This is a genomic window from Lentzea chajnantorensis (genome assembly GCF_054300775.1).
Genome location: NZ_JBSDZT010000002.1, coordinates 2,487,987 through 2,502,688 on the forward strand (window position 1 = coordinate 2,487,987; position 14,702 = coordinate 2,502,688).

Below are 14,702 nucleotides of genomic sequence, written 5' to 3' on the forward strand. Positions count from 1 at the left end.
GGGTAGCCGGTGGCCGCACCGGTGACCAAACCGGGTGGATACCCTCCCCGCCATGCAGGTCATGGATGCGGTCGCGGTGCGCAGGTGGGCGGACGCGTGCGTGCGGTCGCTGGACGCCAACCGGGCGTCGATCGACCAGATCAACGTCTTCCCAGTGCCCGACGGCGACACGGGCACGAACCTGCTGCACACGATGCAGTCGGCGCTCGACGCGTTGCTGCGCTCGCCCATGACGACCGTGGGGGACGCGCTGTCGGCACTGGCCCGCGGCGCGCTCGCCGGGGCCCGCGGCAACTCGGGCGTGATCCTGTCGCAGGTGCTCAGGGGCCTGGCGGAGACCGCGCAGGGCATCTCGGAGGTGTCCGGGGCCGCGCTGCGCAGGGCCCTGCAGCGGTCCGACGAGCTGGCCACCGCGGCGGTGTCCAAGCCCGTTCCCGGCACGGTCCTGTCGGTGCTGCACGCGGCCGCGGAAGCCGCCCGCGACTGCCCGTCCGACGAGCTCGACGAGGTGGTCGTGGCGGCCTCCCGCGCGAGTGCCGCCGCGCTGGCCGACACCCCCCGCCAGCTCGCCGTCCTGGCCAAGGCCGGGGTGGTCGACGCCGGTGGCCGAGGGCTGGTTGTGTTGTTGGACACACTGGCCGCGGTGATCACCGGTCAGGCCGTCGAGACGCCCGTGGACGCGCCGCTGCTGCCGCGCACGCCCGAGTCGCTCACCACCGAGCGGGAGAGCGGCTCGTCGGAGTTCGAGTACGAGGTCATGTACCTGCTCGACGACACCTCCGAGAAGGCCGTGGACGAGCTGCGGGCCACGTTGACCGGGCTCGGCGACTGCGTGTCCGTCGTCGGCGACGGCGCTTCGCTGTGGACCGTGCACGTGCACTGCAACGACATCGGCGCGGCCATCGAGTCCGGTGTGCGCGCTGGGCGTCCACACCGCATCACGGTGGCGCGCTTCGCCGACCAGATCGCGGCGCAGGCCTCCCGGTTCGTGCGCGACCGGGCGATCGTGGTGGTGGTCAGCGGAGCCGTGGACCTGTTCCGCGCCGAGGGCGCCACCGTGTTCGACCTCGCATCTTCTTCGGCGACGCCCACGGACCTGTTGTCCGCCATCGTGTCGACGCGGGCACGTCACGTCGCCGTGCTGCCGGGGGACCCGGACATCCGCGAGGCGCTGGAAGAGGCCGTGGCGTACGCACAGGCCGCAGGACAGGACGTGGTGGTGGTGCCCACCCTGTCGCCGGTGCAGGCCCTCGCCGCGTTGGCCGTGCACGACGTCTCACGCCGGGCCGGTGACGACGTTGTCGCGATGGCCGAGGCCGCCGCCGCGACCCGCCGCGGCGAGCTCGCCATCGCCGCCGACGAGGCCATCACGTGGGTGGGCCGCTGCCAGCCCGGTGACCTGCTGGGCATGCTGGACGGCGAGGTCGTGCTGATCGAGCCCGGCCCGGCGGTTCCCGAGTCGTTGCTGGACCTGTCCTGCCGGCTGGTCGACCGCATGCTGTCCGGCGGCGGCGAGCTGGTGACCGTGCTGCTGGGAGCGGACGCCCCCGGCGGCCTGGTCGACGTGCTGGAGGACCACCTCCGCGTCACCCATCCGGAGGTCGAGGTGACCGCCTACCCCGGCGGCCAGCCGGACGCGGTGATTTTTGTCGGTGTCGAGTAGTTCAATGGGACGCGATGATCTCCTTCGACGACAAGCTGCAGCCGCTGCTCGGCAAGAAGTCCGCCGACGCGCTGGAGACCGGCCTCGGCCTCACGACGGTCGGTGACCTGCTGCGCCACTACCCGCGCCGCTACGACGAGCGCGGGCAGCTGACCGACATCAAATCGCTGGAAATCGACGAGCACGTCACCGTGCAGGCCGAGGTCCGCAAGTGCCAGAAGCGGCAGATGAAGGCGCGCCGCGGCCAGATGACCGAGGCCGTCATCACCGACGGCACCTCCGAGCTGCACCTGGTGTTCTTCGGCAAGCCGGCGTTCGTCGCGGAGAAGGAGCTGCTGCCGGGCACGAAGGCGTTGTTCGCGGGCAAGGTCGGCCGCTACCGGCAGAACCTCCAGCTGGTGCACCCGGCGTTCGAGGTCCTCACCCCGGAGTCGGACAGCTCCGCGTTCCTCCAGGCGTTCCTGCCGGTCTACCCGGCCTCGCAGCACATCAACACGTGGAACATCGCCAACTGCGTGAAGCAGCTGCTGGAGGTCTGGGACGGCGTGCCGGAGGACCCGCTGCCCGCCGACTTCCGCGCCGAGCACGGCCTGATCGGCCTGGAGGAGGCGCTCCGCGCGATCCACCGCCCGGAGAGCTGGGCGCAGATCTCCGTGGCGCAGCAGCGGTTGAAGTGGGACGAGGCCCTGGCCGTGCAGCTCGCACTGGCCCAGCGCCGCAAGTCCGCCACGGCCCGCCCGGCCCCCTCGTGCGCCCGCCGCTCCGGCGGCATTCTGGACGCGTTCGACGCGCGCCTGCCGTTCACGCTGACGGCGGGCCAGGTGGAGGTGGGCGAGCAGATCTCGTCCGACCTCGCCTCGGTCGTGCCGATGAACCGCCTGCTGCAGGGCGAGGTCGGGTCAGGGAAGACCATGGTCGCGCTGCGGGCGATGCTCCAGGCCGTCGACGCGGGCCGGCAGGCCGCCATGCTCGCCCCGACCGAGGTCCTCGCCGCCCAGCACGCCCGGTCGCTCGCGGAGATGCTCGGCGACCTCGCCCAGGCGGGCCAGCTCGGCGCCGCCGAGACCGCGACCCGCGTGACGCTGCTGACCGGCTCGATGAACACCGCCCAGCGCCGCCAGGCGTTGCTGGACATCGTGACCGGCGAGGCGGGCATCGTCGTGGGAACGCACGCGATCATCCAGGACAAGGTCGAGTTCCACTCGCTGGGCCTGGTCGTCGTCGACGAGCAGCACCGCTTCGGCGTGGAGCAGCGCGCGGCGCTGAGCGCCCGCGGCGAACGCGAGAACCCGCACGTCCTCGTCATGACCGCCACCCCGATCCCGCGCACCGTCGCCATGACCGTCTACGGCGACCTGGAGGTCTCGGCGCTGCGCGAGCTGCCCGGCGGCCGTTCGCCGATCAAGACGTCCGTGGTCCCCGTCCGCGAGAAGCCGGCGTGGCTCGACCGCGCCTTCGCCCGCGTCCGCGAGGAGGTGGCGGCGGGCCACCAGGCCTACTTCGTCTGCCCGCGCATCGGTGACGGCGACGACGAGCCCAAGGGCCCCGACGACGAGGGCAAGCGCCCCGCACTGTCCGTTGTGGACGTGGCGAACACCCTGGTCGCCGGCCCGTTGAAGGGCCTGCGCGTCGAGATCCTGCACGGCCGCATGCCCCCGGACGAGAAGGACGCCGTGATGCGCGCCTTCTCCGCGAACGAGGTCCACGTCCTCGTCGCCACCACGGTCATCGAGGTCGGCGTGAACGTGCCGAACGCGACCGTCATGGCGATCATGGACGCGGACCGGTTCGGCGTCTCCCAGCTGCACCAGCTGCGGGGTCGCGTGGGCCGTGGTTCCGCGCCGGGCCTGTGCCTGCTGGTGACCGAGATGCCGGAGATGACGGCCACCATGGAACGCCTGCGGGCGGTCGAGTCCACGCTGGACGGCTTCGAGCTGGCCCAGCTCGACCTGGAGCTGCGGCGGGAGGGCGACATCCTCGGCGCGGCGCAGTCCGGCAAGCGGTCCGGGCTGAAGATGCTGTCGCTGCTGCGGGACGAGGACGTCATCGCCGACGCCCGTGCCGCGGCCCAGGTGGTGGTCGACGCCGATCCGGACCTGGCCGCGCATCCGGGGCTGGCGGGGATGGTGACGACGCTGCTGACGGACGAACGGGCGGAGTTCCTGGAGAAGGCCTGACGGGCGGCGGACCGCTGACGCCTTCTGCTCGCCTCGCGTGGGTCGTCGTGGACCGGCAGCGGACCGCTGACGCCTTTTGCTCGCCTCGCGCGGCCTCACGCGGGTCGTCGTGGACGGGCGCCGACGCCTTCTACTCGCCCCGACACCCTGATCGACGCACACGGCAACGAGCGCACGTAAGTCAGCCGGGGAACGGGTCCGTTGCCCCCGTTCCCCGGCTGACTCAGCTCTGCGGGCGCTGCTGCTTGGGGAACTGCTCGGTCTTCGGCTCGGAGTCCGGCGAGCCACCGGCCTTCGGAGCGGCGGCCTTCGGACCGCCAGCCTTCGGAGCGGTGGCCTTCGGGGCAGTGGCCTCCGCGGCAGCGTCGGAGTCGACCTCGGAGGACGGCAGGGGCTTCAGCGCCGTCATCGCCGCCTCGACCGCGGCCTGGGCCGCGTTGAACTGGGTGGTCAGGTTGTCGTGGGCGGCACGCAGGGCGGCCTCGCGCTCGGCGGCGTGGGCGGCGCGCTGGTCGGCGTCGGCCTTCAGGCGCGTCACCGTCTCCTCCGCCTCGCGGACCAGGCCGGTGGCCTTCTCCTGCGCGACGCTCACCAGGCCCACGGCCTTCTCGTCGGCCTCGCGCACGGTCGTCGCGGCGCGAGATTCTGCTTCGGAGACCAGGGCCGCCGCCTTGGTCTCGGCGTCGCCCACGAGGGTCGTCGCCTTCGACTCGGCGTCGTCTACCAGCGCGGTGGCCGCCGCCGTGGCCTCGGACGTGGTCTTCTCGACCCGCGCGAGGGCGTCGGCCTCCAGGTCGGCGATGGCCTTCTCGGTCTCGGTCCGCTTGCTCTTGAGCTCCTCGTCGAGCTTCCGCAGCGCCTCGACGCGGGCGGTCTCGGCCTCGGTGGCGATGCGGTCGGCCTCGGCGCGGGCGTTGGCGAGGACCTTCTGGTGCTCGGCGGTCAGCTTCGCCTTGAGGCCGTCGTACTCCTTGTCGAGCTCGTCGTGGTAGGCCTTGTACTTCTGGTCCAGCTCGACGCGGCGGGCGTCCAGGTCGGCGGACTTGCGGTCGAAGTCGGCCGTCACGCGCTCGCCGGCGGCGCGGACCTCGGCGACCAGCGCCTCGTGCTCGGCGGTGAGCTTCGTGCGCAGCGCCTCGAACTCGGCCTCCAGCTCGGAGCGGCGTTCGGCGAACTGCTTCTCCAGCTCCGTCGTGCGCTGCTGGTGGGCGACCTCGAGCTGCTTGCGGCGGGCCTCGGTCTCGGCGAGCAGGCGCTGGTGGTGCTCGCGCTGCTCGGCGGCGTGCTTGTCGGCCTCGGCGCGGGTCGCGTTCGCCGCGTCCAGCGCGCCCTTGCGGATGTCCGCGATCTCTTCCTCGGCCAGCGTCATCATCACGCGCACGCGCTCGGTGACGTTGGAGGCGTCCACCGGCCGGTTGGCGAGGTTGTGCAGCTGCATCTTGGTCTTGTCGAGGTCGGCGCGCAGCGTGTTCAGCAGCTTCGTCAGCTCCGCCACCTGCGCCGCCGCCGCGTCGCGCGACCTGTTCGAGTTCTTGAGGTCGAACTCCAAGCGGGTGACCCGCTCGTTCACCTGTCGCTGGTTGTAACCACGGAGGACAACGTCGAAATGCGGTGTGCGGGCAGTAGGCTGCCCGGCTCCATCAGCCCCGGCCATATGGCTCACCCTACCGAGATTGTGACCATGATCGTCACTCGATCCGGTCAAACCCACTACCGGCAGGAGTCCGACCGGGTGGCGGGTGTCCGCGCCACGCTCAAACCGCGAGAATCCTCACGGGGCAAGACCGATCAGGATGACACCCATCACGTGAGACAGTCCTCCCAACAGGCAAGAGTCGCACGGTAACGTGCCTGAACTGACCGTCGAGCAACTCCGGGAGGGCAACGGATGTTCCGCAAGGTTCTTGTCGCCAACCGCGGCGAGATCGCGATTCGCGCGTTCCGAGCCGCCTACGAACTGGGCGCGGGAACGGTCGCCGTTTTCCCTCACGAGGACCGCAACTCGCTGCACCGCCTGAAGGCGGACGAGTCGTACGAGATCGGTGAACCCGGTCACCCGGTGCGCGCCTACCTCTCGGTCGAGGAGGTCATCAAGGCCGCGCGCAAGGCGGGTGCCGACGCGATCTACCCCGGCTACGGCTTCCTGTCGGAGAACCCCGAGCTCGCGATGGCCTGCCGCGAGGCGGGTCTCACGTTCATCGGCCCGGTCGCCGAGGTCCTGGAGCTGACCGGCAACAAGGCGCGCGCCATCGCGGCCGCCCGCGAGGCCGGTCTGCCGGTGCTGGAGTCGAGCGCGCCGTCCTCCGACGTCGACGAGCTGCTCGAAGCGTCGAAGACGATGCGCTTCCCGGTCTTCGTGAAGGCCGTCGCCGGTGGCGGTGGCCGCGGCATGCGCAAAGTTGACGACCCGGCGGCGCTGCGCGAGGCACTGGAGGCCGCCTCCCGCGAGGCCGAGTCGGCGTTCGGCGACCCGACGGTGTTCCTGGAGCAGGCCGTCGTCGAGCCGCGCCACATCGAGGTGCAGATCCTCGCCGACGGCCAGGGCAACGTGATCCACCTCTTCGAGCGCGACTGCTCGGTGCAGCGGCGCCACCAGAAGGTCATCGAGATCGCGCCCGCGCCGAACCTGGCGCCCGAGCTGCGCGACCGCATCTGCAACGACGCCGTGAAGTTCGCGCGGCACATCGGCTACCGCAACGCGGGCACCGTGGAGTTCCTGCTCGACCCCCAGGGCAACTACGTCTTCATCGAGATGAACCCGCGCATCCAGGTCGAGCACACGGTCACCGAGGAGGTGACCGACGTCGACCTCGTGCAGTCGCAGATGCGCATCGCCTCCGGTGAGACGCTGGAGGACCTGGGCCTGTCCCAGGACACCGTCCAGCTGCGCGGCGCCGCGCTGCAGTGCCGCATCACCACCGAGGACCCCGCCAACGGGTTCCGCCCGGACACCGGCACGATCAGCGCCTACCGCTCGCCGGGTGGTTCCGGCATCCGCCTCGACGGCGGCACGGCGGGCGCGGGCATGGCGATCAGCCCGCACTTCGACTCGATGCTCGTGAAGCTCACCTGCCGCGGTCGCACCTTCTCGCTCGCCGTCGCCCGCGCGCGCCGCGCGATCGCGGAGTTCCGCATCCGCGGCGTGTCCACGAACATCCCGTTCATCCAGGCCGTGCTGGACGAGCCGGACTTCTTCGAGGGCCGCGTCACCACGTCGTTCATCGAGAAGCGCCCGCACCTGCTGACGGCGCGCCACTCGGCCGACCGCGGCACGCGCCTGCTCACCTACCTCGCCGACGTCACGGTCAACCACCCCAACGGCACCCGCCCCACGGCGGTCGACCCGCGGGAGAAGCTGCCGGCCGTCGACCTCGGCGCCGAGCCGCCCGCCGGGTCCAAGCAGAAGCTCACCGAGCTCGGCCCCGAGGGCTTCGCGCGGTGGCTGCGGGAGAGCAGGGCCGTCGGCGTCACCGACACGACGTTCCGCGACGCCCACCAGTCGCTGCTCGCGACCCGCGTGCGCACCAAGGACCTGCTCGCCGTCGCGCCGCACGTGGCGCGCATGACGCCGGAGCTGCTGTCGCTGGAGTGCTGGGGCGGCGCGACCTACGACGTGGCGCTGCGGTTCCTCGCGGAGGACCCGTGGGAGCGGCTCGCTGCGCTGCGCGAGGCGGTGCCGAACATCAACCTGCAGATGCTGTTGCGCGGCCGCAACACGGTCGGCTACACGCCGTACCCGGAGGCCGTGACCAAGGCGTTCGTGCAGGAGGCCACGAACACCGGCATCGACATCTTCCGGATCTTCGACGCCCTCAACGACGTCGAGCAGATGCGCCCGGCGATCGAGGCCGTGCGCGAGACCGGGACGGCCGTGGCCGAGGTCGCGCTCTGCTACACGAGCGACCTGTCCAACCCGGACGAGCGGCTGTACACGCTGGACTACTACCTCAAGCTGGCCGAGCAGATCGTCGGCGCGGGCGCGCACGTGCTGTGCGTCAAGGACATGGCGGGCCTGCTGCGGGCACCGGCCGCGTCCCGGCTGATCACCGCGCTGCGCAAGGAGTTCGACCTTCCGGTCCACCTCCACACGCACGACACGGCGGGCGGCCAGCTCGCGACGTACCTCGCGGCGGTCCAGGCCGGTGTGGACGCGATCGACGGCGCCACCGCGTCGATGGCGGGCACGACCTCGCAGCCGCCGCTGTCGTCGATCGTGGCGCTGACCGACCACACCGAGCACTCCACCGGCCTCGACCTGCAGAACGTCTGCGACCTGGAGCCGTACTGGGAGTCGGTGCGCAAGATCTACGCGCCGTTCGAGTCCGGCATCCCCGGCCCGACCGGTCGCGTCTACCACCACGAGATCCCCGGTGGTCAGCTCTCGAACCTCCGCACCCAGGCCGTCGCGCTGGGCCTCGGGGAGAAGTTCGAGGAGATCGAGTCGATGTACGCCGCGGCCGACCGGATGCTCGGGCACCTGGTGAAGGTGACGCCGTCGTCGAAGGTCGTCGGCGACCTCGCGCTGCACCTCGTGGGCGCCGGTGTCGAGCCGGAGGAGTTCGAGGAGAACCCCGGCAAGTTCGACATCCCCGCCTCGGTGATCGGCTTCCTGCACGGCGAGCTGGGCGACCCGCCCGGCGGCTGGCCGGAGCCGTTCCGCACGAAGGCGCTGGAGGGCCGGTCAGCCCCGAAGCCGGTCGAGGAGCTCTCACCGGAGGACGAGGCGGGTCTCGCGGACGACCGCCGCGCCACGCTGAACCGGCTGCTGTTCCCCGCGCCCACGCGGGAGTTCCTGACCCACCGCGAGGCTTACGGCGACACGTCGGTGCTGCGCTCCAAGGACTTCTTCTACGGCCTGCGCCCCGGCGAGGAGTACTCCGTCGACCTGGAGCCGGGCGTCCGCCTGCTCATCGGCCTGGAGGCGATCTCCGAGGCCGACGCGCGCGGCATCCGCACGGTCATGGCGACCCTGAACGGCCAGCTCCGCCCGATCCAGGTGCGCGACCGCTCGGTGGCCGCCGACGTCCCGGCGGCGGAGAAGGCCGACCGCGGCAACCCCAACCACGTGGCGGCCCCGTTCGCCGGCGTGGTGACGGCCGCCGTGGAGGAGGGCGACTCGGTCGAGGCCGGGCAGACCGTCGCGACGATCGAGGCCATGAAGATGGAGGCCGCGATCACCGCACCGAAGGCGGGTGTGGTGCAGCGCCTGGCGGTGCGCGGCGCCCAGCAGGTGGAGGGCGGCGACCTCCTGATCGTCCTGGAGTGATCTTCGCGTGAGAAGGCCCGGCCGGTGCTCCGGCCGGGCCTTCGTGCTGCGCGGACCGTGGAACTCCACGACGATTCCCTGCGTTGCACCGGTCACCGGGTCAGGAAGAGGGATGGACATGAAGAAGGCGTTGGCCGGGCTGCTCGGGCTCGCGGGCGTGGCGTGGGCGTTGCGGGACGTGCCGAAGCAGCTGGGGGGCAAGCCGGACCCGTTCGAGATGGCGCGCTCACCGCGCTACCGCAACGGCAGGTTCCACAACGACAGGGAGGTCAGCTCGGTCCCCGACCGCGACTCCTTCTCGATGCGCGACTTCCTCTTCGGCGGCGACGACCGCACGCCGTCCGCGCCGGTCCCCCTGGTGGCCCCCTCCGCGCCGGTCGCCTCCGGCCTGCACGTCACCTGGTACGGCCACGCCTCCGCGCTGATCGAGGTCGACGGCGCCGCGGTCCTCGTGGACCCGGTGTGGAGCGACCGCGTCTCGCCGTCCGCGCACCTCGGCCCCAAGCGCCTGCACCCGGTTCCGCACCGGCTGTCCGACCTGCCCGCGGTGAGCGCGGTCGTGATCTCGCACGACCACTACGACCACCTCGACATGGCGACCGTGCGGGAGCTGACCACGACCACGACCGCGGTCTTCGTCGTGCCGCTGGGCCTCGGCGCCCACCTCGCGGCCTGGGACGTGCCCGCCGACCGCGTCGTCGAGCTCGACTGGGACGAGTCGTTCTCCGTGGACGGCTTCACCCTCACCTGCACCGCGGCCCAGCACTTCTCCGGCCGCTCGGTGCAGCGCAACAACACCCTGTGGGCCTCCTGGGTCATCGCCCGCGGCGACCGCTCGGTGTTCTACAGCGGCGACACCGGCTACTTCGCCGGCTACAAGGCGATCGGCGAGGCCCACGGCCCGTTCGACGCGGTGCTCATGCAGGTCGGCGCGTACAACGACGCGTGGCCCGACATCCACATGACGCCCGAGGACGGCGTCCGCGCGTTCGACGACCTCGGCGGCGGGCTGCTCATCCCGGTGCACTGGGCCACGTTCAACCTGGCGCTGCACCCGTGGGGCGAGCCGATCGACCGGGTGTGGCGGGAGGTCAAGGCCCGCGGGATGCGGCTGGCCGTGCCGCGGCCGGGGGAGCGGGTGGACGTGGACGCACCGGGCGAGGTCGACGGGTGGTGGCAGGGGCTGGCCTGAGGCCGGCTCGGCTGTTCCCGGGACCTCGCCCCGGACCCCGGTACTCCCGAAGAAGCCGGGAAGCCACCACCGCCGAAGCCCGCGTGCAGAGCGCTGAACGCCTCGCCTCCGGCTTCGGCCCGAGCGGCGTCGGCCCCGCCCGCTTCGGGCCGACCAGCCCCACGCCGGTCGGGGCCCGCTGCCCGGCCAGGCCCCGCGCTCGCGGCGCCTGGGACGATGAGCCGGTGACACGAATCGTTGCCGGCACCGCGGGCGGCCGCAGGCTCAAGGTGCCGCCCAAGGGCACGCGGCCCACCTCCGAGCGGGTGCGGGAGGCGCTCTTCAGCTCGCTGGAGGCGATGATGGACCTCGACGGCGCCCAGGTACTGGACCTCTACGCCGGGTCGGGCGCGCTGGGGTTCGAGGCGCTCAGCCGGGGTGCGGGGCACGCCACGTTCGTGGAGTCGGACAAGCGGGCGGCCGAGGTGCTCAAGGGCAACGCCAGGGAGCTCGGGTTCGCGAACACGACCGTCGCCAACCGCACGGCCGAGGCGTACGTCACCGCCGAGGGCGGGGCGTTCGACGTGGTGTTCGCCGACCCGCCGTACGCGGTGGGGGACGACGAGCTCGCCAAGGTGCTCCGCGGGATCGCGCCGAGGCTCACCGGGGACGCCGTCCTGATCGTCGAACGTGCTTCGCGAAGTGTCGAACCAGCGTGGCCTGACGGGGTGGAACCCTTGCGTGCCAAGCGATACGGGGACACGGCGGTGTACTGGGCGCAAGTGCGTGCCGATGGGTGACGAGAACCACGGACCCGCCTGGCGGCATCCGATCGGGTGCTAACGTCCGGCTCATGACGCGTGCCGTGTACCCCGGCTCCTACGACCCGGTGACCAACGGCCACCTGGACATCATCGGGAGAGCCGCGCACCTGTTCGACGAGGTCGTCGTCGCCGTGCTCATCAACAAGAACAAGCGCACCCTGTTCAACGTCGAGGAGCGGCAGGACATGCTCCGCGACGTCACGTCGCAGTGGGACAACGTGCGGGTGGACTCCTGGCACGGGCTGCTGGTCGACTACTGCCGCGAGAACCACATCAAGGCCATCGTCAAGGGCCTGCGCGCGGTCAGCGACTACGACTACGAGCTGCAGATGGCGCAGATGAACCACCAGCTCACCGGCGTCGACACGCTGTTCATGCAGGCCAGCCCGCAGTACTCGTTCCTGGCGTCGTCGCTGGTCAAGGAAGTGGCGACCTACGGCGGCGACGTGTCGACGCTGCTGCCGGCCAGTGTCGAGCAGCGGCTGCAGCAGCGCCTCGCCGAGACCCGTTAGAGGGCCAGCTTCATCCCCACGTGCGACGCGGTGAAGCCGAGCCGCTCGTAGAACCGGTGCGCGTCCGCCCGTGACGCGTCCGTCGTCAGCTGGAGCATGCCGCAGCCGCGTGCGCGCGCCTCGTCGGCGGCCCACCGCAGCAGGCGCTCGCCCAGGCCGTTGCCGCGCTGGTCGGAGCGCACCCGGACGGCCTCCACCGTCGCGCGGGTCATGCCCAGGCGGGACAGGCCGGAGGTGAACGTGAGCTGCAGCGTGCCCACCACCTCCCCGCCGGCCTCGGCGACCGCCAGGAGCTGGTGCGGGTCGGCGTCGATGACCGCGAACGCCGCCAGGTACGCCGGGTCGCCCGGCCGCTCCCTGGTCGCGCCCAGCGGGTCGTCGGCGAGCATCGCCACGATCGGGTCCACATCGGCAGCGGTCGCACGCCTGATGATGATCTCCACGGTCCCCCCAAGGTGTCACCGAATCTTGACACGCCCTGCCGATCTCCCTCTTTCGGGGAGACCGGCAGGGCACACTTGTGGGTGGGAGCCACAGGGGTTAGGGAGTGAGACGTGTACCGGGTGTTCGAGGCACTCGACGAGCTGGTGACGATCGTCGAGGAAGCGCGCGGAGTTCCGATGACCTCCGGCTGCGTCGTGCCGCGTGGTGACGTGCTCGAACTGCTCGACGACGTGCGCGACGCCATCCCGGCCGAGCTGGACGACGCGCAGGACGTGCTCGACCACAAGGAAGAGCTCGTCGGCAAGGCCAAGCACGAGGCAGAGACCGGCGTGTCCAAGGCCCGTTCGGACGCCGACCGCATCCTCGCCGAGGCCCAGGCGGAGGCCGAGGCGATGCTGTCCGACGCCCGCGCCCGCGCCGAGCGGATGGTCGCGGAGGCGGAGGACCAGGCGGAGCGCACGGTCGCCGCCGGCCGGCAGGAGTACGACGACCTGGTGGGCCGTTCGCACGCCGAGGCGGAGCGGATGATCCAGGCCGGCCGGGCCAACTACGAGCGCGCCACCGAGGAGGGCCGCGCCGAGCAGGCCCGGCTCGTCAACGAGCAGGAGGTCGTCCGCGCGGCCCACGCCGAGGCCGCCCGGCTGCTCGACGCCGCCCAGAACGAGTCGATCCGGCTGCGGTCGGAGTGCGACGCCTACGTGGACGGCAAGCTCGCGGACTTCGAGGACCTCCTCGCGCACACCCTGCGGTCGGTCGGCAAGGGCCGTTCGCACCTGCGCGGCTCGGCCGTGGCGGGCGCCGCGGCACCGTTCGACTACGGCTCCTGACTTTCACCCCTTCGCGTTTCCCGAGGGCACGCGGGGAACTTGCGTACCCCAGAAGGGCACGCGGGGTCCCCGCGTGCCGTCCGGGGACAGGGGAGAGGGCACCTGAACGTGTGATTCGTGTTACGTCGGGCAGGTGCGATCACCTGGCGATTTCACTCGCGGAGGCGTCGTCCCGTACCCTGGACCGGCTGGACGTGGTAGGTCCCCGTTCCAGCACCCAACCCGATCATGACTGAGCATCGCCACGCGTCCACGCGTCCCACAGCATCAGGACCCTGGGTCATCGACACCAGGGACCTCGGCCGTCGCGCCGGTTCCAGCCGACCCTTCATCCGGTCGGTACCCGCCGCAGGAGTGGGTCTGCTGGGGGTGATCGCGGTGCCGGAAGGCGGGGAGGTCGAGCTCGACCTCCTCACCGAGTCGGTCGTGGAGGGCGTGCTCGTGTCGGGGACGGCGTTCGCCAAGGTCGAAGGTGAGTGCGCGCGGTGTCTCGACCCCATCTCCGATGAGGTCGAGGTCCGGATCACGGAGCTCTACGCGTGGCCGGACAGCACCACGGACGAGACCACCGACGAAGACGAGATCAGTCGGATCGAGAACGATCTGATCGACCTCGAGCCTGTGGTGCGGGACGCCATCGTCCTCGCGCTGCCGCAGGCGCCGCTCTGCGAGCCGGACTGCAAGGGGCTGTGCCCCGAGTGTGGTGGCAGGTGGGCGGAGCTCGGGCCCGACCACGGGCATGAGACGATCGACCCTCGTTGGGCCGCGTTGCAAGAGCGGTTCAGCGATGACAACAACGAGGAGAAGTAGTCGTGGCCGTCCCGAAGCGGAAGATGTCGCGCTCGAACACCCGTGCGCGCCGTTCCCAGTGGAAGACGTCTGCCGTGCACCTGGTGGCGTGCTCCAACAAGGCTTGCCGCCAGCCGAAGCCGCAGCACGTCGCCTGCCCGGCCTGTGGTCAGTACGCTGGCCGCCAGGTCGCTCAGCCGGCCTGATCTCCTCGGCCACGTAGTGGGGGGAAAGCCGCCGCGCGCTCCGCAAGCCGACCGCGCGACCTTGCTCGAAGCGCTCGGCGTCCACCTGGACGCCGAGCTGCTCGTGCTCGCGCTCACCCACCGGTCGTACGCGTACGAGAACGGCGGGTTGCCGCCGAACGAGCGTCTCGAGTTCCTGGGGGACGCCGTGCTGGGGCTGGTCGTCACCGACCACCTCTACCGCACCCACCCCGACCTCCCGGAGGGTCAGCTCGCGAAGCTCCGCGCCAGCGTGGTCAACATGCACGCGCTCGCGGGGGTCGCACGCAACCTGGGTGAGGGCGGACTCGGTGCGCACCTGCTGCTCGGCCGCGGCGAAGAGCTGACCGGCGGCAGGGACAAGGCGAGCATCCTCGCCGACGGCCTGGAAGCCGTCATCGGTGCGGTGTACCTGCAGTTCGGTATCGATACCGCACGAACGTTCGTTCACCGGCTGTTCGATCCACTCTTGGCCAAAGCTCCGCTTCTGGGTGCTGGACTGGACTGGAAGACAAGCCTGCAGGAGCTCACCGCTCAAGCCAGTCTCGGCGTCCCGGAGTACCGCGTGGACGACCAAGGGCCGGACCACCGCAAGGAGTTCACCGCCACGGTGCTCGTCGGTGGTCAGCCCTACGGCAAGGGTGATGGGCGCACCAAGAAGGAAGCCGAGCAGAAGGCCGCGGAAGCGGCCTATCATGTTCTGTCGGAACGCGTGCAGGCCGAGCAGGAGCCGGCCTCGTCCGCGAACGGACAGAATGGCGCCTCGGTGACGCCAGGGACCGCCCCAACCGAGGAAGACTGAGAC

The 14,702-nt window shown here is 71.3% G+C and carries 12 protein-coding genes; 10 read left to right on the forward strand and 2 right to left on the reverse strand.

What is annotated here, in order from left to right:
• The first annotated feature begins 52 nt into the window (after positions 1-52).
• Together ACVDFE_RS13065 and recG are read left to right on the forward strand one after the other, a co-directional pair.
• Positions 53-1,663, forward strand: a complete 1,611-nt coding sequence (locus tag ACVDFE_RS13065) for a DAK2 domain-containing protein (RefSeq protein ID WP_458430584.1) — start codon at positions 53-55, stop codon at positions 1,661-1,663.
• Between the two features lie 14 nt (positions 1,664-1,677).
• Positions 1,678-3,840, forward strand: coding sequence for an ATP-dependent DNA helicase RecG (gene recG, locus ACVDFE_RS13070; RefSeq protein WP_360391140.1), 2,163 nt, complete (start codon positions 1,678-1,680; stop codon positions 3,838-3,840).
• A 223-nt stretch (positions 3,841-4,063) separates the two neighbouring features.
• Here recG and ACVDFE_RS13075 read toward each other — a convergent pair whose 3' ends face one another.
• A complete protein-coding gene (locus tag ACVDFE_RS13075) occupies positions 4,064-5,410 on the reverse strand; it encodes a hypothetical protein (RefSeq protein WP_458430585.1) in 1,347 nt (448 codons plus the stop codon).
• A 318-nt stretch (positions 5,411-5,728) separates the two neighbouring features.
• Between ACVDFE_RS13075 and ACVDFE_RS13080 the strand changes: the two genes are divergently transcribed.
• The 4 genes from ACVDFE_RS13080 (at position 5,729) to coaD (ending at position 11,613) form a co-directional block, all read left to right on the forward strand.
• Positions 5,729-9,106, forward strand: coding sequence for a pyruvate carboxylase (locus ACVDFE_RS13080; protein ID WP_458430586.1), 3,378 nt, complete (start codon positions 5,729-5,731; stop codon positions 9,104-9,106).
• A gap of 118 nt (positions 9,107-9,224) precedes the next feature.
• Positions 9,225-10,298: an MBL fold metallo-hydrolase gene (locus ACVDFE_RS13085; RefSeq protein ID WP_360391131.1), complete on the forward strand. Its 1,074-nt coding sequence runs from the start codon at positions 9,225-9,227 to the stop codon at positions 10,296-10,298.
• Positions 10,299-10,522: 224 nt separating this feature from the next.
• Entirely contained in the window at positions 10,523-11,077 is a 555-nt protein-coding gene (gene rsmD / locus ACVDFE_RS13090; protein WP_458430587.1) for a 16S rRNA (guanine(966)-N(2))-methyltransferase RsmD, read from the forward strand.
• A 53-nt stretch (positions 11,078-11,130) separates the two neighbouring features.
• Complete coding sequence (coaD, locus tag ACVDFE_RS13095; protein ID WP_360391126.1) at positions 11,131-11,613, forward strand: pantetheine-phosphate adenylyltransferase; 483 nt, start codon at positions 11,131-11,133, stop codon at positions 11,611-11,613.
• Here the strand turns inward: coaD and ACVDFE_RS13100 are convergent.
• Positions 11,610-12,050, reverse strand: a complete 441-nt coding sequence (locus ACVDFE_RS13100) for a GNAT family N-acetyltransferase (RefSeq protein WP_360391506.1) — start codon at positions 12,048-12,050, stop codon at positions 11,610-11,612. The genes coaD and ACVDFE_RS13100 overlap by 4 nt on opposite strands.
• Positions 12,051-12,167: 117 nt before the next feature.
• On the opposite strand from ACVDFE_RS13100, the gene ACVDFE_RS13105 reads away from it, so the two are divergent.
• From ACVDFE_RS13105 to rnc, 4 genes are all read left to right on the forward strand, one after another.
• A complete protein-coding gene (locus tag ACVDFE_RS13105) occupies positions 12,168-12,884 on the forward strand; it encodes a DivIVA domain-containing protein (protein ID WP_458430588.1) in 717 nt (238 codons plus the stop codon).
• A 228-nt stretch (positions 12,885-13,112) separates the two neighbouring features.
• Positions 13,113-13,694, forward strand: a complete 582-nt coding sequence (locus tag ACVDFE_RS13110; RefSeq protein ID WP_360391120.1) for a YceD family protein — start codon at positions 13,113-13,115, stop codon at positions 13,692-13,694.
• Positions 13,695-13,696: 2 nt separating this feature from the next.
• Positions 13,697-13,879 carry a 50S ribosomal protein L32 gene (gene rpmF / locus ACVDFE_RS13115; protein WP_030467958.1) on the forward strand — a complete coding sequence of 61 codons (183 nt, stop codon included), beginning with the start codon at positions 13,697-13,699 and terminating at the stop codon, positions 13,877-13,879.
• A gap of 16 nt (positions 13,880-13,895) precedes the next feature.
• On the forward strand, positions 13,896-14,699 hold the full coding sequence (gene rnc / locus ACVDFE_RS13120; protein ID WP_360391117.1) for a ribonuclease III: 804 nt from the start codon (positions 13,896-13,898) through the stop codon (positions 14,697-14,699).
• Positions 14,700-14,702: the final 3 nt, after the last annotated feature.

What these genes read in the sequence shown, in the direction of transcription:
- ACVDFE_RS13080 (WP_458430586.1), top strand. Translation starts at nt 5,729, where the DNA reads ATGTTCCGCAAGGTTCTTGTCGCCAACCGCGGCGAGATCGCGATTCGC.
- ACVDFE_RS13110 (WP_360391120.1), top strand. Translation starts at nt 13,113, where the DNA reads ATGACTGAGCATCGCCACGCGTCCACGCGTCCCACAGCATCAGGACCC.
- coaD (WP_360391126.1), top strand. Translation starts at nt 11,131, where the DNA reads ATGACGCGTGCCGTGTACCCCGGCTCCTACGACCCGGTGACCAACGGC.
- ACVDFE_RS13085 (WP_360391131.1), top strand. Translation starts at nt 9,225, where the DNA reads ATGAAGAAGGCGTTGGCCGGGCTGCTCGGGCTCGCGGGCGTGGCGTGG.
- ACVDFE_RS13065 (WP_458430584.1), top strand. Translation starts at nt 53, where the DNA reads ATGCAGGTCATGGATGCGGTCGCGGTGCGCAGGTGGGCGGACGCGTGC.
- recG (WP_360391140.1), top strand. Translation starts at nt 1,678, where the DNA reads ATGATCTCCTTCGACGACAAGCTGCAGCCGCTGCTCGGCAAGAAGTCC.